General features: G+C 67.2%; 23 protein-coding genes. 9 read left to right on the forward strand and 14 right to left on the reverse strand.

The window, feature by feature from the left end; genetic code table 11:
• Window positions 1-3 precede the first annotated feature (3 nt).
• From ACGVWT_RS12055 to ACGVWT_RS12085, 7 genes are all read right to left on the reverse strand, one after another.
• On the reverse strand, window positions 4-915 hold the full coding sequence (locus ACGVWT_RS12055) for an amino acid--[acyl-carrier-protein] ligase (RefSeq protein WP_315462067.1): 912 nt from the start codon (window positions 913-915) through the stop codon (window positions 4-6).
• Between the two features lie 3 nt (window positions 916-918).
• Window positions 919-2130: an acyl-CoA dehydrogenase family protein gene (locus tag ACGVWT_RS12060; RefSeq protein ID WP_315462068.1), complete on the reverse strand. Its 1212-nt coding sequence runs from the start codon at window positions 2128-2130 to the stop codon at window positions 919-921.
• Window positions 2120-2371, reverse strand: a complete 252-nt coding sequence (locus ACGVWT_RS12065; protein ID WP_315462069.1) for an acyl carrier protein — start codon at window positions 2369-2371, stop codon at window positions 2120-2122. Before ACGVWT_RS12065 ends, ACGVWT_RS12060 begins: the two co-directional genes overlap by 11 nt.
• A 31-nt stretch (window positions 2372-2402) precedes the next feature.
• Window positions 2403-3224, reverse strand: a complete 822-nt coding sequence (locus ACGVWT_RS12070; RefSeq protein WP_315462070.1) for a WecB/TagA/CpsF family glycosyltransferase — start codon at window positions 3222-3224, stop codon at window positions 2403-2405.
• 126 nt (window positions 3225-3350) lie between these two features.
• Window positions 3351-4688 carry a lipopolysaccharide biosynthesis protein gene (locus ACGVWT_RS12075; protein ID WP_315462071.1) on the reverse strand — a complete coding sequence of 446 codons (1338 nt, stop codon included), beginning with the start codon at window positions 4686-4688 and terminating at the stop codon, window positions 3351-3353.
• Window positions 4685-5950, reverse strand: coding sequence for a hypothetical protein (locus ACGVWT_RS12080; protein WP_315462072.1), 1266 nt, complete (start codon window positions 5948-5950; stop codon window positions 4685-4687). Before ACGVWT_RS12080 ends, ACGVWT_RS12075 begins: the two co-directional genes overlap by 4 nt.
• 1 nt (window position 5951) lies before the next feature.
• The gene (locus ACGVWT_RS12085; RefSeq protein ID WP_315462073.1) at window positions 5952-6731 is read right to left on the reverse strand and encodes a polysaccharide biosynthesis/export family protein; all 780 of its coding nucleotides are present in this window, start codon (window positions 6729-6731) and stop codon (window positions 5952-5954) included.
• A 162-nt stretch (window positions 6732-6893) separates the two neighbouring features.
• Between ACGVWT_RS12085 and ACGVWT_RS12090 the strand changes: the two genes are divergently transcribed.
• Window positions 6894-8915 (forward strand): hypothetical protein, encoded by a 2022-nt coding sequence (locus ACGVWT_RS12090; protein WP_315462074.1) that lies wholly within the window; start codon window positions 6894-6896, stop codon window positions 8913-8915.
• A gap of 88 nt (window positions 8916-9003) precedes the next feature.
• On the forward strand, window positions 9004-10206 hold the full coding sequence (gene pcaF, locus ACGVWT_RS12095; protein ID WP_315462075.1) for a 3-oxoadipyl-CoA thiolase: 1203 nt from the start codon (window positions 9004-9006) through the stop codon (window positions 10204-10206).
• A gap of 22 nt (window positions 10207-10228) precedes the next feature.
• On the opposite strand, the gene putA is transcribed toward pcaF, so the two are convergent.
• Window positions 10229-13840, reverse strand: a complete 3612-nt coding sequence (gene putA / locus ACGVWT_RS12100; RefSeq protein ID WP_315462076.1) for a trifunctional transcriptional regulator/proline dehydrogenase/L-glutamate gamma-semialdehyde dehydrogenase — start codon at window positions 13838-13840, stop codon at window positions 10229-10231.
• Between the two features lie 113 nt (window positions 13841-13953).
• Between putA and ACGVWT_RS12105 the strand changes: the two genes are divergently transcribed.
• The gene (locus tag ACGVWT_RS12105) at window positions 13954-14427 is read left to right on the forward strand and encodes an Lrp/AsnC family transcriptional regulator (protein WP_315462077.1); all 474 of its coding nucleotides are present in this window, start codon (window positions 13954-13956) and stop codon (window positions 14425-14427) included.
• 38 nt (window positions 14428-14465) lie between these two features.
• Window positions 14466-16088, forward strand: coding sequence for a M28 family peptidase (locus tag ACGVWT_RS12110; protein WP_315462078.1), 1623 nt, complete (start codon window positions 14466-14468; stop codon window positions 16086-16088).
• A gap of 38 nt (window positions 16089-16126) precedes the next feature.
• Here ACGVWT_RS12110 and ACGVWT_RS12115 read toward each other — a convergent pair whose 3' ends face one another.
• Genes ACGVWT_RS12115 through ACGVWT_RS12125 form a run of 3 tightly spaced genes read right to left on the reverse strand, consistent with a single transcriptional unit; the run spans window position 16127 to window position 19382 of the window.
• Complete coding sequence (locus ACGVWT_RS12115) at window positions 16127-17506, reverse strand: carbohydrate porin (RefSeq protein ID WP_315462079.1); 1380 nt, start codon at window positions 17504-17506, stop codon at window positions 16127-16129.
• 25 nt (window positions 17507-17531) lie between these two features.
• The gene (locus tag ACGVWT_RS12120) at window positions 17532-19187 is read right to left on the reverse strand and encodes an NRAMP family divalent metal transporter (protein WP_315462080.1); all 1656 of its coding nucleotides are present in this window, start codon (window positions 19185-19187) and stop codon (window positions 17532-17534) included.
• A gap of 45 nt (window positions 19188-19232) precedes the next feature.
• The gene (locus ACGVWT_RS12125) at window positions 19233-19382 is read right to left on the reverse strand and encodes a hypothetical protein (RefSeq protein ID WP_315462081.1); all 150 of its coding nucleotides are present in this window, start codon (window positions 19380-19382) and stop codon (window positions 19233-19235) included.
• A gap of 284 nt (window positions 19383-19666) precedes the next feature.
• On the opposite strand from ACGVWT_RS12125, the gene ACGVWT_RS12130 reads away from it, so the two are divergent.
• Entirely contained in the window at window positions 19667-19945 is a 279-nt protein-coding gene (locus ACGVWT_RS12130) for a metal/formaldehyde-sensitive transcriptional repressor (RefSeq protein ID WP_315462082.1), read from the forward strand.
• A 145-nt stretch (window positions 19946-20090) separates the two neighbouring features.
• Here the strand turns inward: ACGVWT_RS12130 and ACGVWT_RS12135 are convergent, their stop codons facing one another.
• Window positions 20091-21152: an SDR family oxidoreductase gene (locus ACGVWT_RS12135; protein WP_315462083.1), complete on the reverse strand. Its 1062-nt coding sequence runs from the start codon at window positions 21150-21152 to the stop codon at window positions 20091-20093.
• A 91-nt stretch (window positions 21153-21243) separates the two neighbouring features.
• On the opposite strand from ACGVWT_RS12135, the gene ACGVWT_RS12140 reads away from it, so the two are divergent.
• The gene (locus tag ACGVWT_RS12140) at window positions 21244-21624 is read left to right on the forward strand and encodes a helix-turn-helix domain-containing protein (RefSeq protein ID WP_315462084.1); all 381 of its coding nucleotides are present in this window, start codon (window positions 21244-21246) and stop codon (window positions 21622-21624) included.
• A gap of 142 nt (window positions 21625-21766) precedes the next feature.
• Entirely contained in the window at window positions 21767-21919 is a 153-nt protein-coding gene (locus ACGVWT_RS12145) for a hypothetical protein (protein ID WP_315471973.1), read from the forward strand.
• Here ACGVWT_RS12145 and ACGVWT_RS12150 read toward each other — a convergent pair.
• Window positions 21883-22548: a PAS domain-containing protein gene (locus tag ACGVWT_RS12150; RefSeq protein ID WP_315462085.1), complete on the reverse strand. Its 666-nt coding sequence runs from the start codon at window positions 22546-22548 to the stop codon at window positions 21883-21885. The genes ACGVWT_RS12145 and ACGVWT_RS12150 overlap by 37 nt on opposite strands.
• A gap of 452 nt (window positions 22549-23000) precedes the next feature.
• On the opposite strand from ACGVWT_RS12150, the gene ACGVWT_RS12155 reads away from it, so the two are divergent.
• Window positions 23001-24035, forward strand: a complete 1035-nt coding sequence (locus ACGVWT_RS12155; RefSeq protein WP_315462086.1) for an HWE histidine kinase domain-containing protein — start codon at window positions 23001-23003, stop codon at window positions 24033-24035.
• 16 nt (window positions 24036-24051) lie between these two features.
• The gene (locus ACGVWT_RS12160) at window positions 24052-24441 is read left to right on the forward strand and encodes a response regulator (RefSeq protein ID WP_315462087.1); all 390 of its coding nucleotides are present in this window, start codon (window positions 24052-24054) and stop codon (window positions 24439-24441) included.
• A 95-nt stretch (window positions 24442-24536) separates the two neighbouring features.
• On the opposite strand, the gene ACGVWT_RS12165 is transcribed toward ACGVWT_RS12160, so the two are convergent.
• Window positions 24537-24725: a hypothetical protein gene (locus ACGVWT_RS12165; protein ID WP_116461408.1), complete on the reverse strand. Its 189-nt coding sequence runs from the start codon at window positions 24723-24725 to the stop codon at window positions 24537-24539.
• Window positions 24726-24911 lie beyond the last annotated feature (186 nt).

Here is a 24911-nt window from a genome sequence, read left to right on the forward strand (position 1 = left end):
CGCTCAGTCGAGGCCCAGCGTCGCGCGCACGCCTGCGGGCCAGGCGGCAAGGTCGAAGCCGTGATGACGCAGCAACGCCAGCACCAGTCGCTCCATGCCGAACGCGCAACAGGCGGTTTGCGCCGGCGCGCCGTCGGGCGTCCGGATGTTCCAGGTGTCGCCGAAATAGGTCATGTGATAGTTGAAGCTGAGGCAGGCGGTCGGCCCGGCGCCGTCGTTGACCGGCACCAGCAGCTCAAACTTCAGATTCTGCATCCGCTGATTGTCGGCAAGCAATTTGCCCGCGCGGCCGAAGAACGGGTCGTTGGCGACGTCGACCTCGAACGGCAGCTCCAGCGTGCGGACGAAGTCCTGCCCGCGCTCCATCCAGTCGGCGCGGAAGGCGAGCACCTGTTCGGGCGTGCCGATCCGCACATATTCGCGCATGCGGAACAGCTGCAGCCGCGTCGGTTCCAGCGAGGGTTCGTGGCGGAAGCAATAGGAGGCGACGTCGACCAGGTGGCCGTTGTCACCGAGCACGCCGCGTTCGGCGACGATCGGATAGACCGCATAGCAGGCGGCGGGCGTCAGCACGAGATCGGCAGGCTGCTGGTTCCCCATCCAGTCCTCGCCACGTTCCATCTGGCCCATCAGCTTGTGATGCGCGCGATCGTCGCCGCAGAAGCAATGGACCGTCCCCGCGAAATGCGGGAAATTCTTCATGTAGCCGCTCTTTTCGAACGTCTTCTGCGCCATGGCAGGCGGAAATCGCATCACCTCCGGCTTGTCTTTCAGCCCTGCCGCGGTGATCGCGCGCTCCAGGCCGTCGAACACCGCCTCGAACGTGCCGCTGCGACCCCAAAGGCCGTCGATACCGGTCGGGAAGACGAGACCGGCCTCGATCAGGTGGGTACGGAAACTGGTGGGCATATCCATGATTCAGAGCGTTCCCAGTTCGGCGCGCTGTGCGAACAGCATGGCGCCGGTGCCGCTGGCGATGCGGTCGTTGTTGATCATCAACTGCGCCGACAGGATGTCGCGCAGATGACGGCCGATGCTGAATTCGGTGCCGTTGCGATATCCAGCCATGCCACAGATGCGCAGCGCCTCCAGCACCACCTCATGGCATTGCGTCGATACGTCGTGCTTCAGCATGTTGAGCACGGTGGCGCGCGCCATGCCCTGCGGCCAGCCGGTTTCCTGCGCATCGGCGACGGCGCGGTCGTTGCCGAACGCATAAGTGGCGTCGAACTGGTCGATCAGCGTGCGCAGCCGCGCCTGCATGCCGTCGAGCAGGCCGGCGGCGTGCATCAGGCGATGCGCGCCGGGCTGCGTCTGACTTGGCTGGCGGCGCGCGGCGGTGCGCAAGAAGGCGCGCGCGCGGGTCAGCGCCTCAACCGCGATGCCGGTCCATACGCCGCCCCACATCAGGTGCGATGCGGGGACCATCGCTTCGGCGGCGATATCGGCGAACGGGGCGGCCATAATCTGTGCGGCCACCCCCTCGGCGCGGAAGGTGAAGCCGACCGTGCTGGTGCCGCGCATGCCCAGCGCGTCCCAGCCGCCGGTCGATTCGAACGTCGCATCTTCGCGCGGCACGACGACGAGCACCTGATCGGACGGGGGTGCTTCGGCGTGGGTGCGGGCGGTCACGAAGAAGACGTCGGCGTAATCGCCGTAGGAGACGGTGGGCGCCTGCTTTTCCAGCGTGAAGCGACCATCGTGCACGTCGACCGCGCACCGGCTCGACCGCATGTCGCCGCCGATCCCGACCTCCGACGTGATCGAGGCGATCAGCAGGTTCTCGGTCGCGATCCGGCGTGCGAAGTCGCGCTGCCAGGGTTCCTCCAGCGCATGCATCACAAGGCAGGCGAGCTGGCTATGGTGCATCGCATAGACCATTGCGGTCGAAGCGCAGGCGCGGCCCAATCGCTGGCACTGCCCGACGATATCGGCCATCGTCGCGCCGCTGCCACCCAAGGCCATGGGCACCAGTGCGCCGAGTAGCCCTTCCTGCCGCAGGGCCTCGACGGCCTCGGCGGGAAAGCGGCCTTCCCGATCCACCGCGTCGGCATGCGCGGCGGCGACGGCGACGACCCGCTCGATCGCGGCGGCCATCGCACGTCCGGTCGCGGACGGATCATGCAGCATCGGCATCTCCCCGAATGCTCTCGATCGCGGCCGTCAGCGCAGCGATGCTGCTGAAGGTCGCGCGGGTGAGCAGCTGGTCCGGAAACACCACGTCGAATTCCTCTTCGATCGCGAGCATCACGCCCACGGTCTTGAACGAGGTGAGACCGGCGGCGAACAGGTCGTCCCGCGGCGACAGCGACGCTGCCGGCCTCAACAGCCCGCCGGCGTCGTCGAGGATGTTGCGCAATTGGTCTTCCACGAAAATGTCCTCAGCAAGGGAAGTATTGGATTTACCGCGACTTGATCATGTCTGAAACGGCAGAGCGCAGGAAACCGACTGCGCTGGGGCCGTAGCGTCGTAACATCCGTTTGGGTTCGAGCATTACGCGCCAGAGCCACTCCAGATTGAAGCGGACCATCATCTCAGGCGGTGGCGGTGTCGTACCCAGCAGCAGGCGAAACGATTGGCCGACGCACAGCGCCCATGCCGGTGGCAGCAGCGCGCGATAGTGATAGGCGAACAGCTCGCTCTTGGGGGCGCCGATGCACAGAAAGATCAGGGTCGCGTCGAAGGTCGCGATCGCATCGGCGAGCGAGCGACAATAGGCGGCGTCTTTCTCGAAGCCGAACGGCGGCACCAGTGTCTCGACCGCAAAGGCGGGCGCGAAGTCCTTGAGCCAGCATTCGATGCCCTCCGCCGTGGCGCGGCTGTCGACGACGAAGAACCCCCTGTGGCCTGCCAGCGCGGCGGGGTCGGCGAACATCCGCTCGATCACGGCGCGCCCGGCAACGCGGCCCGGCAGAGAGAGCCCGCGCAGCTTCGCGAACCGATAGACCGGGAAACCGTCCGCGACGATGATCTGGGCGCTTTGTAGCGCGCGATTGAATTCGTCGTCCTTGCGGGCCAGCGCGATATGCTGGATGTTGGGCGTGACGAACACGCCCAGGCCTTCATCGACACTGCGCGGCGTCTGCAGCATGTATTGGGCTGCGCCGTCCTCATCGAGATCGCGGATGCGCATGCCCAACACCGGCTTGCGCAGACGGCGTTCCACCCCTTTATAGGGTTCGCCGTGCTTCGGATCGGTCGTAGTGTCGGACGTCAAGACCACGCACTCCGGAAACGGGCTCGAAAATTCCTTAGGCCGCAAAGCCTTAACATTGCGTTTTCTGTTTATTGCAGCCAACGAATTTATAAAAGCATGTCTGGCACTTAGCAGCCAAGTCGAACCATTGGCTCATTGCGGTAACGCCGTTCGGCGGCGCTGCCACGTTGCGTAGACTGCTCCCAGCGGCGTGAAGCCCAGTTTGTCTCGCGCGATCAGGCTGCATCCGATCGCGTTGACCAGCATGGTCGCACTCGTCGCGATCGCCGCGCCTTGCGCGCCCAAAGGCGCCGACAGCAGCACCAGGCCGCCGATCAGGACGAGGGTCGCAAGGCCGTTGACGCGCAGCAACGCGCGCGCATAGCCGGTCATGCCGAGCAGTTCCGGTGTGGTGGTGGTGAGCGCAGCAGCGACCTGGCCGATAATCAGGACATGAAGCGCGGTGGCGGCGGGCAGGAACTGCTGGCCGAACAGCGCGAGAATCCGGTCTGGGAACACAATCACGACGAGGATCGGCGGGATCGCGAGTGTCAGCGCGAAGGCGATCGCGCGGGCAGCCTCTTGCCGAAGGCCGGCGAGATCGCCGATCATGTAGAGCCGGGCGAAGCGCGGCGCGACCATCGACGCGACGCCGCTGACGAACATGTAGATCACCAGCACCACCCGCCAGGCGATGGCGTACAGGCCCACTTCGTCGGTAGAGGCCATGATGCCGAGGATGAAGGGCGGTGCCGCGCTGATGAGCAGCTGGACCAGTTCCAGGCTGAACAGGGACAGGCCGGTACCGAGCAGAGGTTCGGGCGGATGGGACGCCCCGCCCGGCGTGACCACCGGCAGATCGCGCAGCAGCATCACGCCGCCGATCAGCGTCGCGAGCGTCATACTCGCCGCCACGGCCGCCAGCCCATGTGCGTCCGACATCGGTAGTGCGAACACCAGCACGCAGAACAGCCCCGGCCACAGCCAAGTATAGACGATCTGGCTCTGCGTGACGCGGTGGAGCCCGGCGAGTGCGCCAGCGACGAGATTGGCGAAATTCTGTGGCAGGATGGCCAGTGCGCCGATCACGAACAGCGGTGCCATGTCAGGCTTGCGCATCACGTAGGCGGCGAGCGGCCAGGCCGCGAGCAGCGCAAGGGCGGTTAGCGCGAGCGACAGCAGGAGCACCATGATCGCCGCCCGCCGCATCGCCGCCCGTGCGCCCGCCGCATCGTCCGCGGCAAGCAGGCGTGCCATTTCGCGGGTCAGCGCGCGGTCAATGCCCAGGCGGCCGAGGCCTGATGCGATCATCAGCGCGCCGAACACGATATAGAAGGCACCGACCTGATCCAGCGACAGGCGCAACGCGATCATTAGGTGCATGCCGTAGCGGCAGGGTATGTCGATCAGCCGCGTGCCGACCGTCACCAGCGACCCGCCATAGCGCTGGTGCAGACGACGCAGCAGGGATTGTTCGGCCGCGGTGCTCATCGACGGCGTCCGCTCGCTGCGGGTAATTCGCGGGCGTAGAGGGCGATCGCCATGATCGACGTAATCTCCCCGGGAGCGAGGGTCATGGGGAGCATTTCCGATATCAGCAGCGAATAGACGAGATAGTCGCGGAGCGCGGCGAGGAAGGGCGTGTCATGCAGGCGGCGGGCGCTATCCATCAGCAGCACGCCGCGCAAGGGGACGGCGGCGATCAGCAGCGCGCCGATGATGCCATATTCGAAAATGATCCCCATCCAGGTGATGTCACCCAGAAAGAAGAAGTGGTTGAAATAGGTCATCAACCCGGCGGGATCGATCGGGCTGATCGTGCCGACGCCAAAAATCCAGCGAAAGGGATCGGTGCCAAGAAATCCGATCGCCTTCATTGTCGAGATATAGCGGACGTCGAACGCGAAGGCTTTGTCGGTGCTGAAGATCGACGCCATGAACGGCACCGAGAACAGCGCGGCGAGCGCGAAGGGAATGAGTGCCAGCATCAGCAACCGCAGGCGCGGCCCGGCAGCCAGAAAGCCGTTGATCGCCGCCATCAGCGTCAGGCCGAGCACGAAGGTGCGCATGCGGACGAGGCCGAACACCATGGCGAAGCCCGCCCCCCAGGCCGCGAACCAGCGCGGCTGCCAGCGCACGGTGAAGCGGCGCCAGGCATAGAGGATGCCGATCAAGCCGAAGTACATTGGCATGCGGATGCGATTGCCGCGCGCGTCCGCCGACAGAAGTGGCGAGTCGCCCGCCACATAATGTTCGGCATAGGCCGATTGCGGCGCCAGCCGCCAGATTACGAGCAACAGGACGAAGGTGACGACCGCACAGATCAGGAAGGCGGCGGCGATTTCGCGCAGCGTCGGTCGCATCCAGCGGAGCAGTCCGAGCAGCGAGAAGATGTAGAGCAGCGGCAACAGCTTCAGCTGAGATGCCAGCGCGATGAAGAAGGTCTGCTGAAAGGTGAAGAGCGAGATGAAGGTGGGGACGAGCACCAGCCACAGGATGGTCACGACCATCTGCCGCGACCCTTCCGGCCGGCGCCCGGCGAACAGGATCAGGCACAGCGGCAGCGACAGCAGCGGAAACGCCTTGGACAAGGCCCAAGCGGGTTTGAGCAGCTTCACATAATGAAAGCTCTGCCCGAACAACGGCAGCAGCGCGACGAGCAGCGCGACATAGGCCCAGCGGACGTCGGCCGCCTGCATCCAGCCGCGCAGGCTGCGTCGCGGAAAGGGCAGGGCGCGCGTCGCGGCGGTCATGTCAGCGGCCGAAGACGGCTCCGCCGCCCAGATTGTAGTTCAGGCTGCGGCTGAACGGCAGCAACTTGTTGATATGCTGGTCGATCCACAGATTGGCCTCGGCGATCGACGAGCGTGGCACGAACACGATATCCTGCGATTGCAGATCGATGCCGGTGGCGATGCCGCTTTTCGTATAGGCCTTCAGATCGACCTGACGCTGTGCGATCGAGCCGTCGGGATTGCGGTGGATCACCACTACCTTCCGCGTGCGCGCAGTGTCGAGCAGGCCGCCGGCGCCGATCACTGCCTGCATCGGGTCCATCGTCGCGGTGAGCTTCACCGGACCAGGCTGGCGCACTTCGCCACCGACATAGACGACGCCGCCATATTGGCGCACCGCCACCGTCGGGCGGGCATCCTCGACCACACCCTGCCGGCGCAAATCGGCGGAGATGAGCGCGGCGACCTCGTCGATCGTACGGCCGCCGACGGGGACGTTGCCGACCAGGGGTATCGCGATGCGGCCATCGGGACCCACCGGTCCGGCATGATCCAGCTCGGCATTGTAGGGGAAGCTGATCGCCAATTCGTCGCCCGGCGCGATGCGATAGGCGGTGCGATCGACGACGGGGGCGGCGAGAGCGGCCGCGGTGGGGGCGGGGGCTGGCACAGGCGCTGCCACCATAGCCCGCGGCGCCGGCGGCGTCCGCACGATCGGCGCGACCTGCGCCAGCGCGTCCATCGTCGGCGAGACCAGCGCCAGCACCGCCGCTATGGTCGCCAAGCCGTATCTGCCCATCGTCACCGTCCTGTTGCCCGCGCGCCACCCGGCCGTCCCACTGCAAGACACGGGACGGGCCGCTTCGCGTAAGCCGATATAGCGGAAGGCTTAATGGAAAGGTAAGAGGAACCGACCATAAGGCGCACCAGCCCTTTCCAGCAGCCTTGGACATTCCACCAGATGCTTGATTTCACGTCTTCGTCCGAGCAGCAGGAAACGGAGACGCGCCACGGGCAATTCGCACTGCGCGACCTGCTCAACGGCATTTTCTATTATCGCCGACTCGCGTTGATCGTCGCGGGATCGATCATCGGACTTGGCGTCCTGGTCGCGTTGCTGTTGCCGCCCACCTATAGTGCCGAAGCGCGGCTGCTGCCGCTGAGCGCCGGCATCTACGACATGCAGGACGCCGGGCGCGCGCCCTTGCCGGGGCAGGTGCTCGACCCGGGGGCGGTCGCCAATGTCGAGCTGCAGATGCTCGACAGCCTGGAGCTGCATCGCGACGTGGTGCGCGCGCAGCTGGGTCCCGCCGCGTCGCCGGCGGAGATCAATGCGGCGCTGGAGAAATTCCAGTCGCACCTGCACGTCACCAAGGCGAACGAAGCGAACGTCATCCAGCTGACCTATACGGCGCGCGACCCGCAACGGGCCGCCGACGCGCTGCGCCAACTGATCCGCCGCTATTTCGAAAGCCGCGCGACGGTGCTGACCTCGGGGCGCGTCGCCTTCCTCGAACAGCAGCGCAACGCGATCAAGCGCCAGCTGGACGAATCCAGCGCGCGGATCACCGCCTATCAGCAGCAGAACGGCATCGTCGACATCGCGGCGCAGGTGGCGGGCGCGGTCGCGCAGGACGACCTGCTGCGCAAGAGCAAGCTGGAAAGCGATGCGGAGCTGGCCGACGGGCGTCGCAGCCTGTCGAGCCTGAGCAGCCAGGCCAAATCGGTTCCTGCCGATATCCGCTTGTACAACGACAATACCGAGGCGGCGCGGGCGCTGGGCGAGATGCAGGCGCAGTTGCTGGGGCTGCAGGCTAAGCGCGCCGATCTGGCGTCGCGCTTCATGGCGACGTCGCCGCAGGTGACGCAGCTGGACAAGCAGATCGCCGCATTGCAGGCGACGATCACCCAGCAGAAATCGTCGCTGGTCATGACGCAGCGCACGGGCCGCAACCAATATTTCGATTCGACCAAGGACAAGCTGATCCAGTCGCGCGCGACCGTGGCCGGTGCGGAGGCGCGCGGCGCCGAACTGGCAGGGCAGCTCGGCCAGTCGCGGGCGCGCCTCGCGCAGCTGAATGCGATCAGCGACCGGCTGACGACGATGAAGCTCGACCGCGACGTGCTGGCGGACAGCTTCAAGTCGCTGTCGTCGCAGGTCGAACAGGCGCGCGTGCAGCTGAACCAGACGACCGAGGCGGGCAGCCCCAACGTCCGCGTCATCGAGGCGCCGACCCCCCCGACCAAGCGCACCAACCCGCCATTGCTGCTGATCGCCGGCAGTATCTTCGCCGGCATCCTGATCGCGGGCGCGGCGGTGTTCATCGCCGGCAGCCTGCGCGAAACCTTCCTGACCCCGGTAGAGGTCGAGCGGGCTTTGGGCCTGCCGGTGCTCGCCGCCCCCGTCGCCGAACAGGGCGAGGGCGTGGCGCGCGATTACAGCCGGCTGATCGCGGCGGTCGACGCGCACCACCAGGGCAGCGGGCGGGCGGTGCTGCTGGTCGCGCCGAGTTCGCGGATGAGCCTGCAAACCGCCGCGCTGGGGCTGGGCCGTGCGATGGCGCGCCGCGCCGGTGCGCGCGTGCTGCTCGTCCGCTTCGCCAGCGATGCGCCGGTGCCGGAGACGGCCGCGAGCCTGGAACTCGAGCCGTTCGAAGACATGATGACGACGATCATCGGCACCGCGGCCTGTTCGCTGCAACGGCGCGACGTGCGCCTGCTCGCCGAGCTGCGCGATCGGTTCGACTATATCGTCGTCACTGCGCCGCCGATGGCGGTGGGGTATGAGGGGATCGAGCTGTCGCAGGCGGTCGATGTCGTCGTGCCCGTGGTCGAAGCGGAGGCGACGCGTCGCCCGGTGGCGCGAACGCTGGTGACGCAGCTGCGCGATGCCGGCGCGGTGCTGATCGGCGCGATCCTGCTCGGCCGGCGCTGGCATATCCCCCAGCGCCTGTATCGCCTGCTGATCGAGCGGCGGGCCTAGGCAAAGCGACGCGCGCCGGCGCGTAGCGGCTTGACGACGCACGCCATTCGGGGCGACGCCCTTCGGCAAACGCTGGAGAGGACGCCCGATGCCCGATGCCTTCATCTGTGACGCGATCCGCACGCCGATCGGCAAATTGAACGGCGCGCTCGCGAGCGTGCGGGCCGACGATCTCGCGGCGATCCCGTTGCGCGCGCTGATGGAGCGCAATCCGTCGGTCGATTGGGACGCGGTGGACGATGTGCTGCTCGGCTGCGCCAATCAGGCGGGCGAGGACAATCGCAACGTCGCGCGCATGGCGGTGCTGCTCGCCGGCCTGCCCGACGGCGTACCGGGCGCGACGGTGAACCGGCTGTGCGGTTCGGGGCTCAACGCGGTCGGCAGCATCGCGCAGGCGATCCGCTGTGGCGATGCGGCGTTCGGGATCGCGGGCGGGGTCGAGAGCATGACGCGCGCGCCTTATGTGATGGGCAAGGCGGCCGGCGCGTTCGATCGGGCGCAGCAGATCGAGGATACGACGCTCGGCTGGCGCTTCGTCAACCCGGCGATGCGGGCGGCCTATGGCGTCGACACGATGCCGCAGACCGCGGAGAATGTCGCCGACCAGTGGCGCGTGGCGCGTGAAGATCAGGACGCCTTCGCGCTCGCCAGCCAGCAGAAGGCGGCGGCGGCGATCGCCAGCGGGCGGCTGGCGGCGGAGATCGTGCCGGTGACGATCCCGCAGCGGAAGGGCGATCCGATCGTCTTCGACACCGATGAACATCCGCGTGGCACCAGTCTGGAGGCGCTGGCGAAGTTGAAGCCCGTCGTACGGGCGGACGGCACCGTCACCGCGGGCAATGCCTCGGGCCTGAACGATGGCGCCGCGGCGATGCTGGTGGCGGGCGAGGCGGCGGCGGCGCGCCACGGGCTGACGCCGCGGGCGCGGGTGCTCGGCATGGCATCTGCCGGGATCGCGCCGCGGATCATGGGCGTCGGGCCGATCGAGGCGGCGCGCAAGCTGTGCCGGATCACCGGAATCGGCCTCGACCAGCTCGACGTGATCGAGTTGAACGAGGCCTTTGCTGCGCAGGCGATCGCGACGCTGCGCGACCTGAGCATTGCGGCCGACGACCCGCGGGTGAACCGCAACGGGGGGGCGATCGCACTGGGCCATCCGCTCGGCATGTCGGGCGCGCGGATCGTGATGAGCGCGGTGGAGGAGCTGCACCGCAGCGGCGGCCGCTACGCGATGGCGTTCATGTGCATCGGCGTCGGCCAGGGGATCGCGCTGATGCTGGAGCGCGTCTGACCGACGCGCTCCAGCCGGCCGGTCAACCGATCGCCATCAGGCTGGCGTTGCCGCCGGCCGCGGTGGTGTTGATCGAGGTCGACACCTCCTCGACCAGCCAGTCGAGGCGATAGCCGGCGCAGGCTGCCTGGGGCAGCACGATCGGGCCGGGCAGCGCGGCCAGCTTAGCCAGCGCGGCGGACACGTGCGCGGCCTCGCCCTCGATCAGCGCGCCTGCGAAGGCCGGCGCGTGCCGCCAGTCGTCGGCGATGCGGACGCGGGCGGTGACGCTTTGCGGCAGCTCGGCCAGCGCCTTGGCGAGCGATCCTGCGTCGCCGACGACCGCGTCGTTCCCACAGGCGAGCGCGGCGCCGATCTGTTCGATCAGGCCGTCTCGCGTCTGCGGCAGCATCAGCACGCGCCCACGCGGGTGGAGGGCGTAGAGGTTGCGCTCGCCGACCGGGCCGGCCAGCTCGGTCGCAGCACCCAGCATCGATGTGGCGATCGCGTCGCGGACGCGCGTGGCTAGCGCGCTCTCGCCCCGATCCTCCAGCCAGACCGCGAGGTCGCGCGCCGCGGGATCGGCATGGTCCGATACCACTGCCGGCGGCAGGTCCGCGCCCGACACGAGCCGGCCGAGGTACAGCGGCCCGCCCGCCTTGGGGCCGGTGCCCGACAGGCCGCGCCCGCCGAACGGCTGGACGCCCACCACTGCGCCGATGACGTTGCGGTTGATGTACAGATTGCCCGCCTTAACCCGGCTGGTGACGTGCGCGATCGTCTCGTCGAGGCGCGTGTGCAGGCCGAAGGTCAGGCCATAGCCGGTGGCGTTGATCCGGTCGATCAGCCGGTCCAGTTCGGCGCGGCGGAAGCGGACGACGTGCAGGACCGGGCCGAACACCTCGCGCTCCAGTTCGGCGATGTCGGACAGTTCGACGATCGTCGGCGCGACGAAGGTGCCATGTGCGGTATCGCCCGCGAGCGCGAGCTGTTCGACGCGGTGGCCGCCCGCGCGCATCCTGGCGATGTGCGCGTCGATATTGGCCTTCGCCTCTGCGGTGATGACGGGGCCGATGTCGGTCGCCAGCGTGTCGGTGCGGCCGATCGACAGTTCGTGCAGCGCGCCCTTGATCATCGCGAGCGTACGGTCGGCGACCTCCTCTTGCAGACACAGGATGCGCAGCGCCGAACAGCGCTGGCCCGCGCTGTCGAACGCGGAGGCGATGACGTCCGCGACCACCTGTTCGGCGAGCGCGGAGGAATCGACGATCATCGCATTCTGCCCACCGGTTTCGGCGATGAAGGGAATGGGCGATCCATCGGGAAGCAGACGCTTGGCGAGTTCCTTCTGGATCAGCCGCGCGACCTCGGTCGATCCGGTGAACATCACCGCCATCGTCTCTGGCGCTGCGACCAGCGCCGCGCCGATCGCGCCGTCGCCGGGGACGAAGTGCAGCACGTCCGTCGGCACGCCGGCCTCATGCAGCAGGCCCACGCCCTGGGCGGCGATCAGTGGCGTTTCCTCGGCGGGCTTGGCGAGCACCGCATTGCCCGCGACGAGCGCTGCCGCGACCTGTCCGATGAAGATTGCCAGCGGGAAGTTCCACGGACTGATGCAGGTGACCACGCCCAGCGGGCGATGGCCGGTGCCGAGCGTCGCGCGCGCCTGTTCCGCGTAATAGCGCAGGAAGTCGATCGCCTCGCGCACCTCGGCAATGGCGTTGGGGAGCGACTTGCCCGCCTCGCGCACGGTCAGCGCGAGCAGCTGCGGCATGCGCGCCTGCATCGCGTCGGCGGCGCGATCGAGAATCGCGGCGCGCTCCGCCGGGGTGGTCGCGGCCCAGCCGGGCGCGGCGGCCTGCGCGGCGTGGGCGGCAGCCTGCGCCTGCTCCACCGACACCTCGTGCGCCGTACCGACGCGGTCGCGATGATCGGCCGGGTTCAGCACCGCGCGGGGCGTGCCGACGACGCCGGCGTCCCACGGGCCTTCGCCCGCCATCGTCTCGCTGAGCATCGCCAGCGTGGTTTCGTCGCTGAGGTCGAGGCCGGCGGAGTTGCGGCGCGCGCCGTACAGGTCCTGCGGCAGGGCGATCTGCGGGTTCTTCTGTCCCGGCGCGGCCATCGCGCGCACTGCCTCGACCGGGTCGGCGATCAAATCGGCGATCGACACTTCGGGATCGGCGATGCGATTGACGAAGGACGAGTTCGCGCCATTTTCCAGCAGGCGGCGGACGAGATAGGCGAGCAACGTTTCGTGCGTGCCGACCGGCGCATAGATGCGGCACGGGCGGTTCAGCTTCTCCGCGCCGACCACTTCGTCGTACAGCGGTTCGCCCATGCCGTGCAGGCACTGGAATTCATAGTCGCCGACCGTGAAGTCGGTGCCCGCCAGATGGTAGATGGTGCTGAGCGTCTGCGCATTGTGCGTCGCGAACTGCGGGAACACCGCATCGCGCGCGCCCAGCAGCTTGCGGGCACAGGCGATATAGGCGACGTCGGTGTGGATCTTGCGCGTGTAGACGGGGAAGTCGGCGAGGCCATCGACCTGCGCCCGCTTGATCTCGGCGTCCCAATAGGCGCCCTTAACCAGCCGGACCATGATCCGGCGCCCCGACCGGCGGGCGAGGTCGACGATCCAGTCGATCACGAACGGGCAGCGCTTGCCATAGGCCTGCACCACGAAGCCAAGGCCGTCCCAGCCGGCGAGATCGGGATCGGTGGCGAGGCTTTCGAGCAGGTCGAGCGACAGCTCCAGCCGGTCGGCCTCTTCGGCATCGATGTTGAAGCCGATGTCATAGCCCTTGGTCATCACCGCGAGCGCCTTCACGCGCGGCAGCAGCTCGCCCATCACCCGCGCCGCCTGGGCGCGGACGTAGCGAGGGTGGAGCGCCGACAACTTGATCGAGATGCCGGGCCCATCGAAAATGCCGCGCCCGGCCGAGGCTTCGCCGATCGCACGCACGGCGTTTTCGTAATCGCGATAATAGCGGTCGGCATCCGCAGCCGTCGTCGCTGCCTCGCCCAGCATGTCGTAGCTGTAGCGGAAGCCGCGCGCCTCCAACGGGCGGGCGCGCTTCAGCGCCTCGGCGATCGTCTCGCCGGTGACGAATTGTTCGCCCATCATGCGCATCGCCATGTCGACGCCGCGGCGGATCACCGGCTCGCCCGCGCGCGCGATCAGCCGGGTGAGCGCGGCCCCCAAGCCGCTGTCGTTGACGCTGCCGGTCAGCTTGCCGGTGACGACCAGACCCCAGGTCGCGGCATTGACGAACAACGAGCGACCGTCGCCGACGTGGCTGCGCCAGTCGCCGCCCGCGATCTTGTCACGGATCAGCGCGTCGCGCGTCGCCGTGTCGGGGATGCGCAGCAGCGCCTCGGCGAGGCACATCAACGCGACGCCCTCCTGGCTCGACAGCGCATATTCCTGCACCAGACCCTCGACACCGGTGCCCTTGTGCTTGGCACGGAGCGCGGTGACGAGCGCCGTCGCGGTTGCGGCGGCATCGCGTCCGATCGCGTCGGGCAATGTCGCGGCGTCGAGCAGCGGCGCGAGGCAGTCCGCCTCCGGACGACGATAGGCGGCGGTGATTGCGGCGCGCAGCGGCGTCTGCGGGCGGACGGGCGGCGCGAAGTCGGCGAAGGGCGGGCGGGTCATGGTGCGTGGTCCTCTCTACGATCCGCCCATATCGACTTTTCCGCTGGCGATCCGTCCGAAATGGGAGCAGGATCGCGCCGAACGACCTGATTTTCAGAAGCATCGCAGGCCAAATGGACGGCAAACCATCCCACAACGCGCCGATTGATGCGTTCGATCGGCGGATTATCGAGGTGCTGCGCGACGATGGGCGCCTGTCGGTCACCGAGCTTGCCCGCCGCGTCGGTCTGTCGAAGACGCCATGCCAGGTCCGCCTGCGCCGGCTGATCGACCAGGGCTATATCCTGGGCTTCCGCGCGGTCATCGATCCGGTGCGCCTGGGCCTCGATCATATCGCTTTCACCGAGGTGAAGCTGTCCGACACGCGGGAGGCGGCGCTCGATGCGTTTCGTCGTGCCGTGCTGCGCATTCCCGAGGTGGAGGAATGCCACATGATCGCCAGCAGCTTCGATTATCTGCTGAAGGTCCGCACCCCCGACATTCGTCGATACCGCGAAGTGCTGGGCGAGCGCATTTCGGCGCTGCCGCATGTCGCCAACACATCGACCTTCGTGGCGATGGAAACGATCCGCGACGCGGGCGTGTAGCGCTTGCGCGTCGCGAGCCGTTGGGTCACGCTGCCGCCATGATCCGCTGGCTCCCCCTGCTGTTGCTGACCGCCGCCACGACGGCGTCTGCCGATCCCCGCGCGCCCATCCTGTCGCCGGCGCGGATCAAGGCCGATGTGAAGACGCTGAGCGCGGACGATTTTCACGGGCGCGGCCCGACCCAGCCGGGCGAGGCGGTAACGCTCGCCTTCCTCGAGCAAAGGTTCGCCGCGCTGGGGCTGCGACCGGCGGGGGATGCGGGGTATCGCCAGACCGTCCCGCTGCTGCGCTGGACGCGCGAGACTGCCCGGTTCGACCTGTCGCTGAGCGGCAAAATCCAGTCGCTGCGGCCCGGCGTCGAGATCGCGGCATCGTCGCGCATCGTCGGGACGACGGCGCTCGATCGCGCGGGCGTCGTCTTCGTCGGCTATGGCGTGGTCGAACCGCGGCTCGGCTACGACCCGTATCGCGGCGTCGACGTGCGCGGGAAGGTGGTGGTCGCGCTCGCCGGCGATCCCGATGTCGAGGCGGGGCGCGATCTGGGCTTCGGCGGGCGTGCATCGAGCCCGGCGGCGCGCACCAAATTGGCCGAGGCGCAGAAGCACGGCGCCGCCGCCTTCTTCCAGATCCACGATACCTTCCCCTCGAGCTACCCCTGGTTGCAGCTCGCCAATAGCGATGCGGTGCCCGGCTATGCGCTGGATACGGGCAGCGTTCCGCCGGCCTTCGGCATTCGCGGGACGCTGCGTAACGATATCGGCGTCGCGCTGCTGCGGCAGGGCGGCATCGATTACGCCGCCGCCAAAGGCGCGGCGCAGCGGGCGGACTTCCGCGGTATCGCGCTGAACGGCGTCGCCTTCTCGGCCGATGTCCGCACCAGCCTCGATCGGGCGGTCAGCCACAATATCGTTGGCATCCTGCCGGGCACCGATCCCGCTGCGGGCAGTATCCTGTATGGCGCGCATTGGGATGCCTATGGCGAGAATGCGTTCGATCCGCCCGCCGACCGTATCCGCAACGGTGCGGTGGACAATGGCACGGGTACGGCGACCCTGCTGGAGATCGCACGCGCCTTCGCTGGCGCGCCGCGTCTGCGCCGTTCGGTCGTGTTCGCGCTATGGACTGCGGAGGAAAAGGGCCTGCTCGGTGCGAGCTGGTATGCCGATCATCCCGCGCTGCCGCTGGCCACGACGGCGGCGCAGTTCAACCTCGACCCGCATGTCGTGCTGGGGCGGACGCGCGACCTGGAGCTGATCGGGGTCGGCCGTACGCCGCTGGAGCAGGACCTTGCCCGCGTCGCGGCGGCGCAGGGGCTGCGGATCGTGCCGGAGGAGAATACCGAGGCGGGCTGGTATTACCGCTCCGACCATTATGCCTTCGCGCAGAAGGGCGTGCCGGGCGTCTACTTCCGCGCGGGACGCGATCTGGTGCGCGGGGGTGCCGCTACGGGCGAGCGGGAGCGGGCGCGCTACAATGCCGAATGCTACCACCAGACCTGCGACGCGTTCAAACCGGGCTGGGACATGACGGGCGCGGCGCAGGAGGGCAGCGTCGCCTATGCGCTGGGGCGCGAGATCGCGGCCGGCTCGACCTGGCCGACGTGGAACGCCTCCGAACCGTTCGCCGCCGAACGTGCGAAGAGCGACGCGGCGCGCCACTGACGCGCCGCATCGCTGTCCGGCTCCGGCCGGCCTCCCGGTTAAAATGCGCCGTGGGCCCGGAATGCGAAGACGTTGGCTGGCCCGCGATCCCGATTGTAGCCGGGATTGGCGATGAACTGATAGTCGACGGTCAAGTCTACCCCCCGCTCGGCGGCGACTTTGTAATAGGCCTCGCCGATCCGCTCATCGCCGGGATTCGGCAGGCGGCCGTCCCCGACGAGGACGCCAAGGCCCCCGGCATCGAGATAGCGTTGATGTTCGCGGCTGATTGCGTTGACGATGAAGACCGCCCCCAGCGTATCGCCGCCGCGTCCCCAACCGGCACCGCGCAGCGACAGCCCGGCCTGCGCCGTCCGGTCGATGTCGGTGAAGTCATAGGGCTCGACCTGACCGTCCGCGATGCCGGCGCGGGCGAAGACGCCGAGCGTGTCGGTCGCGGCCTGTTCGACGTTGATGCCGATGCCCGCCCGCGATCGGCGGCTGCGCATCAGGCCCGTATCGGCGGCGTCGCCGGTCCGGGCCGCCAGCGCCAGCGCTTCGTCGAAGCGCCCAAACCGGCCGCGGTTGCGGAAGATCGTGACGCGCACCGCGCCGGGGCGGCCAGCCAGTTGGTGGCGATGCTCCACCTCGGCATCGAGCTGATACTGGCCGAAGCCGGTCTCCAGCGTCTCGCCGTTGGGGACCTTCGACAGGTTGAAGGCGCCCAGGCGCAGCGTCCATGCGGCCCGATACCATTCGGCAGCAATGCCGGTGCTGTAGCCCCAGGCGTCGGCGGCATAATCGAAGCTGCCCGTATCGACCGCCGACCAGTTGAGGAAGTCGGCGCGCGGATCGTGGGCGTAGATGTTGGTGTCGAACACGTCGCCGACGCCGAATTTGCCGACGGTCAGCACCAGACGATCGGCGGTGCGCGATCCGGCGAGCTGGTTGGCGACGCCGGCCACCGCCTCGCGCGCGCCGCCCAAGTCGATGGTCTGGCGCAGGAAGAGCCGTTGCAGGCGGGTGTAGGGTTCGTTGCGACCGACCTTATAGGCTTCCGCGCTGGGGAAACCGGCGACGCCAAGCGTGTTGGACAGGCCGAAGCCCTGATCGATCTCGGGGTTCACCCACAGCTCGCCGCCCGCCCATGGCCGCACGCCGGCGAACAGAGTGACGTCGACGGTTTCCTTCGCCTGACGGGGCGTCAGGCTGTTGGCGCCGGCATAGGGCGAGGTGAAGCCGGGGGTGGCTTGCAGGACGAACGTCGCCTGCCCGTGGACCGCGTAGCGCTGGTCGTCCGGCATCGCGTCGTGCGCGATCGGCGTGGCGGGCGCGGTGACAGCCGGCGCGCGGTCCTGGACGGTCTGTGCCGCAGCGGGCGCGTGCGGGATGAGGCCGGCGAGCGCGCAGGCGCCCGCCAGTGGGAAAAGCCGGGTCATGATAAGTCCCCTTGGACGGTGCCGGTTACAGCTGTTGTGTCAGCGCGAGGTGGATGATGCGGACGAGTACGAAGCCGCCGGCGACGACGAGGTAGAGCCGCAGGATGCTGAGCCACGCTTTCTCGCCCCGGCCGAGGACGGCGGGCGCAAGCGTATCGAGCGGTGGCATCCGCCAGTCCGCCCGGCCGCGACGATCGATCGCCTCTGCCGTTCCGCCGGTCAGCAGGCGCAGGCCGACCCAGCCGATCAGCGCCAGCGCCGATCCCCCGCCGAGAATCCACAGCATCGCCGCCGCGCCGATCGTCGGGAACAGCACCGAAGCGGTCAGGATCACCGACAGAAGGACGAGGACGGCGATCACCGCACCGGTGAACAGGTTCAGCCAGCGCCCGTTGCGCCATGGCCCCAGCACCGCCGTGTCGTTGCAGAGCAGCAGCAGGAACACGGTCGCGCTGGGCAGCAGCACGCCCGCGAGCGACTGCACCGCATTGGTCAGCAGACCCAGCGGCGTGCCCGGGATGAGCACCAGCGTCGCCGCGACCGCGATCAGCCCGGCAAAGACGAGGTAGAAGGGGATCGATTCCTTCGGTGAGCGGTGCAGCGAATGCCGGATGCCGAACGTGTCGCCGATGGCATAGGCCGTGCTGAGCGACACCGCCGCCGCGCCGATGATCGAGGCATCGATCAGCGCGATGGCGAACAGGATGCCCATCAGCCGACCGGCATGCGCCTCGATCCCGCGTGCGATCGCGCCGGCATCGGTGAAGTGGCCGACGCCGGCCGTGCCGGCGAACGCGGCGGCGGTGAAGGCCATCATCGCGACCGCCCCGACGATCACGACGGCGATGCCGACCCACAGATCGATCCGGCTATAGGCCATGAAGCGCGGTCCGATCCGCTTGTCGATCAGATAGCTCTGCTGGAAGAACAGCTGCCAGGGCGCAACGGTGGTGCCGACGATCGCGATGATCAGGAGCATGACGTCGGCGAGCTGCCCACCCGCGGGCATGCGCGGCACGACCATGTCGCGCGCGATCTGCCCAACCGGCGGGTGGATCGCGACGGCGATCGGAACGAGCAACAGCGAGCCGAACACCAGCACCATCATGAAGCGTTCGAACCGGCGGAAGCTGCCCGTGCTGGCGGCGGCGACGATCAGGATGGACGCGATCGCCACGCCGGCAAGCCGCGGCACGCCGAGATAGTCGAGGCCGAGCGCGATGCCGATGAATTCGGTGACGATGGTCAGGGCATTGAGCAGGAACAGGTCGATGACGCTGAACGCCCCCCAGAACCGGCCGAAGCGCTGGAAGATCAGCCGGGCGTGGCCGACCCCGGTCACCGCGCCGAGGCGGAGCACCATTTCCTGGTTCACGTAGATAACGGGGACGAGCAGCAGCAGCGTCCACAACAGGCTGGTGCCGTAATTCTGGCCGGCTTCGGTATAGGTGCCGAACGCGCCGGCATCATTGTCGCCGACCATGACGATCAGGCCGGGGCCGACGATCGCGGCCAGCGTCAGCAAACGGCGCCGCCATCCCCGGCGCGCGCCGGTGTCGGTTTCGGCGATGGTGCCGAATGCACCGATGATGTCGCCCGTATGGGCGCTGTCGAGATGAGCGGTGGCGCGCGGCTGGCGCGCACCGCCGGGGCCGGTCAGGGCCAAGGCATGCAAGGTCATGGCACGAACTCCGCGTGCGGGTAATCTTTCAGGGGTGCGGGCAGATCAGGCGGCGCGTGACGCCGCCACGCTTCGCCGCGTGCTACCGCCCTCGGTCAAAACGGGACGGGACGCGGCGAGGCGGATGCGCCGGCTGAATGCTTCGACGCGGGTGGTTTCCACGTGCCGTTCGACACGCGCGACATAGATGGTCATTTGCGACCTCCTTGGTTCCGGTGGCTGTCCCGGTCCAGGAGATCGCGGCACCGCATCAGGCGGTGGGCACGAACTCCGCGACCGGGTCACGTCCGGCGATGCCGATCAGGGGAGCAAAGCTCCTACTGTCGCCCTCGCTGGACATGGGGGTAGATCGAGGGTTCATTACAGTCCTTGCCTTCGGCGCACCGACGCGCGCCGTGGGATCGAGTCGCGACCGCCGCGACCGATGGCGCCAGATACCCATCCGGGGTATAGGATCAAGCCCTAAAACCGGAGCAGGCATGAGCCACGTCGAAAAAGAGAAAAAGAAACTGCTGAACCGCCTGAAGCGGCTGCGCGGGCAGATCGAAGCGATCGAACGCGCGGTGGAAGAGGATCGCGAATGTGCCCGCGTATTGCAGCAAGCGACGGCCTGCCGCGGGGCGCTCGACGGCTTCATCGCCGAGGTGATCGAGGACCACATCCGCGAGCATCTGGTCGACCCGGCATCGCCACCCGACAGCCCCCAGCGCGCTGCCGCCGACGAGCTGGTCGAAATCGTCCACGCCTATCTGACGTAACCGGCATTCGGCGCGGCGACGCTGAATGCGCGCGCGTGACCAGGGCGACATATGAAGCCCGCCCCGCAGATGCGGTGGCAGACGTGCTGCAACCGGACCATGGCGGGGCCAGGACATGTGACGCTGGCCGGCTAGTCAGCCGTCCTTATGGGATCAGCCGGTCGGCACGGAGGCGCTCGAAGAGGGCGAAGAAGGCATCGTCCGTCGGCTGGTATCCGGTGAACCCCAGCCGCCGGCTCTTGCTCATATCGGTGACCACCTCGATCGGACGGCCGAGGTCGGCATCGGTGTGCCAGGGGGAGGCGAGACGGCCGAGGTCTGGCTCGGCCAGCCGTTCGCGCGTCGCGATCTCGCGCCATAGCGCGGCGTCGTTTGCCATCTGCCGTTCGAGCGGGCGCACGATGCCGTCGAACGGCACTGCCGCAATGCCGAACCAGTCGGCGATGCGGTGCCACATCCACTGCCAGCGAAAGACGTCGCCGTTGACGACGTTGAATGCCTCGTCGTGCGCCGCCTCAGTGTCCGCCGCCCAGATGAGGTGGCGTGCGAGCTGCCGCGCATCGGTCATGTCGGTGAGGCCCGACCATTGCGCCGCCGAGCCGGGAAACGTGAACGGCCGGCCCGTTTCGCGGCACAGTGTCGCGTAAACGGCGAGGGTCGTGCCCATATTCATGGCATTGCCGACGGCGAGACCGATCACGGTATGCGGGCGGTGGACACTCCAGGTGAAGCCATCGCGCGCGGCGGCGGCGAACACTTCGTCCTCCTGCGCATAATAGAAGTTTTCGACGTCGAGCCGCCCCTGGTCCTCGCGGAACGGCGTTTGCGGCAGCGTGCCCTGACCATAGGCCTCGAACGGTCCGAGATAGTGTTTCAAACCGGTCACCAACGCGACATGGCGCGGGGCCGTCGGCTTGGTCAGACCGTCGAGAAGGTTGCGGACCATGGCCGCGTTGACGCGGATGTTTTCGGCCTCGCTGTCCTGCCGCAACCATGTCGTGATGAAGACGGCGTCGGGCGCAATGCCACGCAGCGCCGCTGCGGTGGCGCTCGCGTCCAGCAGATCCGCGGCGATCGGCTGCACGCCCGGCTGGCGGGTCGGACGACGGGCAAGGCCATGGACCGTCCAGCCCTGCTCGACCAACAGGTCTGTCGTCGCACTGCCGACGATCCCGCTCGCGCCAACCACCAATACCGTCTTCGCCATAGCTATCTCCTTGTCACGCGGAAGCTAGGCACTGCCCCGACACGCTTCTAGACGGCACCATTCGCGTACCCAGGCACCAGGAGGTAACCACATGCAACCGGGAACGCCCGATGAGGAATGGCGCGAGGATTGCGCGCCGCGCCGCGTGTTGGAGCTGTTCGCGACCAAGTGGACCAGCATGGTGCTCCACACGCTGTCTGCCCGTCATGGCGGCGCCGCGCGCACCGGTGTGCTCCACCGAAGCCTGCCCGGCATATCGAAGAAGATGCTGACCCAGACCCTGCGCGATCTGGAGGCGAGCGGATTGCTGAGCCGGCATGTGCAGAGCGCCATACCGCCCGCCGTCGAATATCGCCTGACGGCGCTCGGGCGGCGCTTCGTGGAGCCGGTTGAGCTGCTCTACGCCTGGGGGCGGGACAATGCCGACGCGTTGGACGCGCTGCATCCCCGCGCGACGTCACGCCGGGTGTGACGAATCCGCCGACTGGTTCCCAGGAGAGGGATGTCGGCGCAGACGCGACGAGATGCGTACGAAGACAGTGGTGTCGCCCGGTCATGTCCCGTACACTCGAGAAAACGTACCCGACCACGGGTGTTTAGGATTGAGGTGTGCCGTGGACAAATGCAGCATGCAAAAGGCGTTCGAGCACCTCGAGGCTGCGATGACCATTCTGGATGCGGAGGGGCAGACCGCCGCTGCGGCGCAGCTGGATCACGTGATGCAGATGATTCAGGCGAGCATCGCCGCAGCGTCGGGCGCGTTATAAACCGTCGCTAACATCGTCTCGACCCGCTCCAGACCCGATCGCGTCAAGAGGAGGTCGAACGTTGGGTCTCCATCCTCCTCGATGATCCCGCGCTGTTGCAGCACTTTAACCCAACGCTGGGCGGTCGAGGGCGCGATGGTCGCATACGCCGCGATCTCGTCGATACCGATGCTGCGGCCTTCCGCCTCCGCCAGATAGATGCCTATCAGGAGCGATCCGATCGGATCGGTGCTGAGGTCGGTTCCGAACAGCCGGACGCGCATGTCGTGGACATGACGGATGCTAAGTGCGGCCGCCCATAGCCGCGCTGGCGGTAATTTGCGCCCGTTATCCCGCCAGAACAGGGTCGCGATGAGGCGATCGGGGTCCGAGAAGCGCGTTACGAGCAGATTGGCCGCGATCGTCGTGCCATCCGGGCGGAGATAGCGTTTTTGGAACCGGAGCGGGGCGGCGCCGTCTTCCAGCATTGCGAGCATGTCGACGCTGCGCTGCAAATCGCGGGGGTCGGTGATGTCGCGGAAGGAGGCGCCGATGACATCGCTTTCCCGTCGCTTGAGCAGATCCAGAAATGCCTGGTCGGCCTGGAGGATGACCCCGTCGAGTGAAGAGACACAATGTGCAGCCGGCATTCGTTCCACCGTTATTCATGCACCATTAACATACATTGGGCGGGTTCATTCACAAGTCCTTCGTGGGGAGCAATACTTTGGTACAGATAGTCAAATTTATCTGAGAAAGGATAACATATAACGTCTGATCTGGATGTATATTGTAAATCAAGCCACTCGACGGGATGTGTGATTGATGTTCTCTGGTGGCGTGTGGACGGCATTCGGACGACGAGAAACCGGACTGCTGCCGAAATCCGGGCGTGATCGAGTGGACGCGTTTCGATTGTCAGCATAACGCGCCCGACTATGCCTGCCGGTCCATGCGGCTTTTTGACATGGCGCAAATCGGGAGAAAGAAAAAATACGCTATCAAAGGGCTGCGGGATGGCTAGACCCGTTCCGTGACTATGGCCGACGTCCACGATCCCCGTTTACCGTTTCCAACATCGGGGGGCGATTGCGCGGCGACGTTGAGGGCGATCAACTGGGTCGCGCATCCCCTCGGCGATCCGCTTGCCTGGCCGGCGCCGTTGAAGACCGCCGTACAGATCGTGCTGTCCTCTGGCTTCCCGATGATGGTGCATTGGGGCGCGGAGCTGTTTACCTTCTACAACGATGCCTATGCATGCAGCCTCGGGCGCAAGCATCCCGGACAGCTGGGACAGCCGGCGCGCGAATGGTGGTCCGAGATGTGGGATCAGCTGACGCCGATCTTCGATCGCGTGCTGGCGGGCGAAACGGTGTTCGTCGAAAACGGCCGCTATACGCCGGATCGCGACGGTGTTTCGAAGGAAGCCTTCTTCACGCACTCGCACAGCCCGCTTTGGGATGCGGATGGCCGGGTTGCGGGTATTTTCCTCGTCGTCACCGAAACCACGTCGGAAGTCGTCGCCAAGCGGGATCGCGATGCCGCCACGGAGCAGCAGCTTCTGCTCAACGAGGAACTGGCGCATCGCATCAAGAACACGATGAGCGTCGTGCAGGCGATCGCGCACCAGACGCTGGACAAGGTGGAGGATCAGGAGGCGGTTACCGCCTTCGGCAAGCGGCTGTCGGCACTGGCCGCGGCGAACGACGTGCTGACGCGGGACCAATGGTCCACGGCCAAGCTGGGCGACGTTGCGACCGGCGCGCTGGCGACCTTTGGCGAGGATCGGTTCGTGCTGTCCGGCCCCGACGTGATCATCGGACCTCGGGCGACGCTGTCGCTGTCGCTGATGCTGCACGAACTGGCGACGAACGCCGCCAAATATGGTGCGCTGACGGCGCCGGCGGGCAGGGTTGCGGTCGATTGGGTGGTGCGCCGCGAGGGCGACAAGGACGTCCTCGACTTGCGGTGGACGGAGCGCGGCGGGCCGCCGGCGGCGGAGCCGACACGCAAGGGTTTCGGATCGCGGCTTATTCGCATGGGTCTAACTGGCTCCGGAGGCGTTGAACTCCGGTATGAGGCGCAGGGCCTTACCGTCGCGGCGACGGCCCCGCTCTATCAGGTTCAAGAGGCGTAGCGCGTCAGCACACGACATGGGACAGTCTGAACCCCTTACCCGTTGGCCGGTCCTTGTGGTCGAAGACGAACCGATCCTGCGGATGGATGCGATCGGCATGGTCGAGAAGGCGGGGTTCGAAGCCGTCGAGGCGATGAGCAGCGCCGACGCGATCCGGCTGCTGGAAGAACGGCTGGACATTCGCCTGGTCTATATGGACCTCGACATGCCGCGCAGTCGCAAGGGCATCGAAATTGCAGCGGCGATCCGCAAGCGGTGGCCGCCGATCGAAATCATCCTGACAGCCGCCTATTTCACGCGCGAGAGCGTACACCTGCCCGAGAGAACCGAATTCTACCCCAAACCCATCAACCGCGACGAAATCGTCGATGCCATGCGGCGTCTCGTAAACCGCTCAACCCCGTGATTCTCCTCGCCATCTTATAGAGGTGGGTCCGGCCGGGGCCCGTTGCCGTGCCGTCCGGTGCCCCATTCGTCAGGTGATAGCGAAGCGTCGCTCCTTCACATCGCGGTGACGGCACCCACCGCTGTAATCGTGGCGCGGCGCCGTGCCGTCTGTTGCTGCTCCGACAGCGGTTTGCCGAGCGCGGTCTTTCCGTCTTCCCGCTCCGGCATCCGTTCGCCGAGGAAGCCGATCACGACGAGGGCGGCCAGTACGAATGCCGCCACCGCTCCGAGAACGGCATACATGGGTTTCCCTGTCTTCATGCGCTCGACCTGTCCTGTGTTCGACTGCGCGACCAAACCACCGGATCTGCAAAAGGAGCCTTTATGGTAGGGATCCAGACCTAGCGCGGGGCGGCGACTGCGCCCGAAATCTAGCCGGCGGGTCTGCCGCGATAGGATTCGAGCCCTGTCCGTTCGGGGGAACCATTC

Source organism: Sphingomonas sp. S6 (genome assembly GCF_043498045.1).
Lineage (GTDB): Bacteria > Pseudomonadota > Alphaproteobacteria > Sphingomonadales > Sphingomonadaceae > Sphingomonas.

Bases quoted from the DNA above. Each gene is read 5' to 3' on its own strand.
- ACGVWT_RS12055 (WP_315462067.1), bottom strand. From the start codon at position 915: ATGGATATGCCCACCAGTTTCCGTACCCACCTGATCGAGGCCGGTCTC.
- ACGVWT_RS12060 (WP_315462068.1), bottom strand. From the start codon at position 2,130: ATGCTGCATGATCCGTCCGCGACCGGACGTGCGATGGCCGCCGCGATC.
- ACGVWT_RS12075 (WP_315462071.1), bottom strand. From the start codon at position 4,688: ATGAGCACCGCGGCCGAACAATCCCTGCTGCGTCGTCTGCACCAGCGC.
- ACGVWT_RS12080 (WP_315462072.1), bottom strand. From the start codon at position 5,950: ATGACCGCCGCGACGCGCGCCCTGCCCTTTCCGCGACGCAGCCTGCGC.
- ACGVWT_RS12085 (WP_315462073.1), bottom strand. From the start codon at position 6,731: ATGGGCAGATACGGCTTGGCGACCATAGCGGCGGTGCTGGCGCTGGTC.
- ACGVWT_RS12090 (WP_315462074.1), top strand. From the start codon at position 6,894: ATGCTTGATTTCACGTCTTCGTCCGAGCAGCAGGAAACGGAGACGCGC.
- pcaF (WP_315462075.1), top strand. From the start codon at position 9,004: ATGCCCGATGCCTTCATCTGTGACGCGATCCGCACGCCGATCGGCAAA.
- putA (WP_315462076.1), bottom strand. From the start codon at position 13,840: ATGACCCGCCCGCCCTTCGCCGACTTCGCGCCGCCCGTCCGCCCGCAG.
- ACGVWT_RS12105 (WP_315462077.1), top strand. From the start codon at position 13,954: ATGGACGGCAAACCATCCCACAACGCGCCGATTGATGCGTTCGATCGG.
- ACGVWT_RS12110 (WP_315462078.1), top strand. From the start codon at position 14,466: ATGATCCGCTGGCTCCCCCTGCTGTTGCTGACCGCCGCCACGACGGCG.
- ACGVWT_RS12115 (WP_315462079.1), bottom strand. From the start codon at position 17,506: ATGACCCGGCTTTTCCCACTGGCGGGCGCCTGCGCGCTCGCCGGCCTC.
- ACGVWT_RS12120 (WP_315462080.1), bottom strand. From the start codon at position 19,187: ATGACCTTGCATGCCTTGGCCCTGACCGGCCCCGGCGGTGCGCGCCAG.
- ACGVWT_RS12125 (WP_315462081.1), bottom strand. From the start codon at position 19,382: ATGACCATCTATGTCGCGCGTGTCGAACGGCACGTGGAAACCACCCGC.
- ACGVWT_RS12130 (WP_315462082.1), top strand. From the start codon at position 19,667: ATGAGCCACGTCGAAAAAGAGAAAAAGAAACTGCTGAACCGCCTGAAG.
- ACGVWT_RS12135 (WP_315462083.1), bottom strand. From the start codon at position 21,152: ATGGCGAAGACGGTATTGGTGGTTGGCGCGAGCGGGATCGTCGGCAGT.
- ACGVWT_RS12140 (WP_315462084.1), top strand. From the start codon at position 21,244: ATGCAACCGGGAACGCCCGATGAGGAATGGCGCGAGGATTGCGCGCCG.
- ACGVWT_RS12150 (WP_315462085.1), bottom strand. From the start codon at position 22,548: ATGCCGGCTGCACATTGTGTCTCTTCACTCGACGGGGTCATCCTCCAG.
- ACGVWT_RS12160 (WP_315462087.1), top strand. From the start codon at position 24,052: ATGGGACAGTCTGAACCCCTTACCCGTTGGCCGGTCCTTGTGGTCGAA.
- ACGVWT_RS12165 (WP_116461408.1), bottom strand. From the start codon at position 24,725: ATGTATGCCGTTCTCGGAGCGGTGGCGGCATTCGTACTGGCCGCCCTC.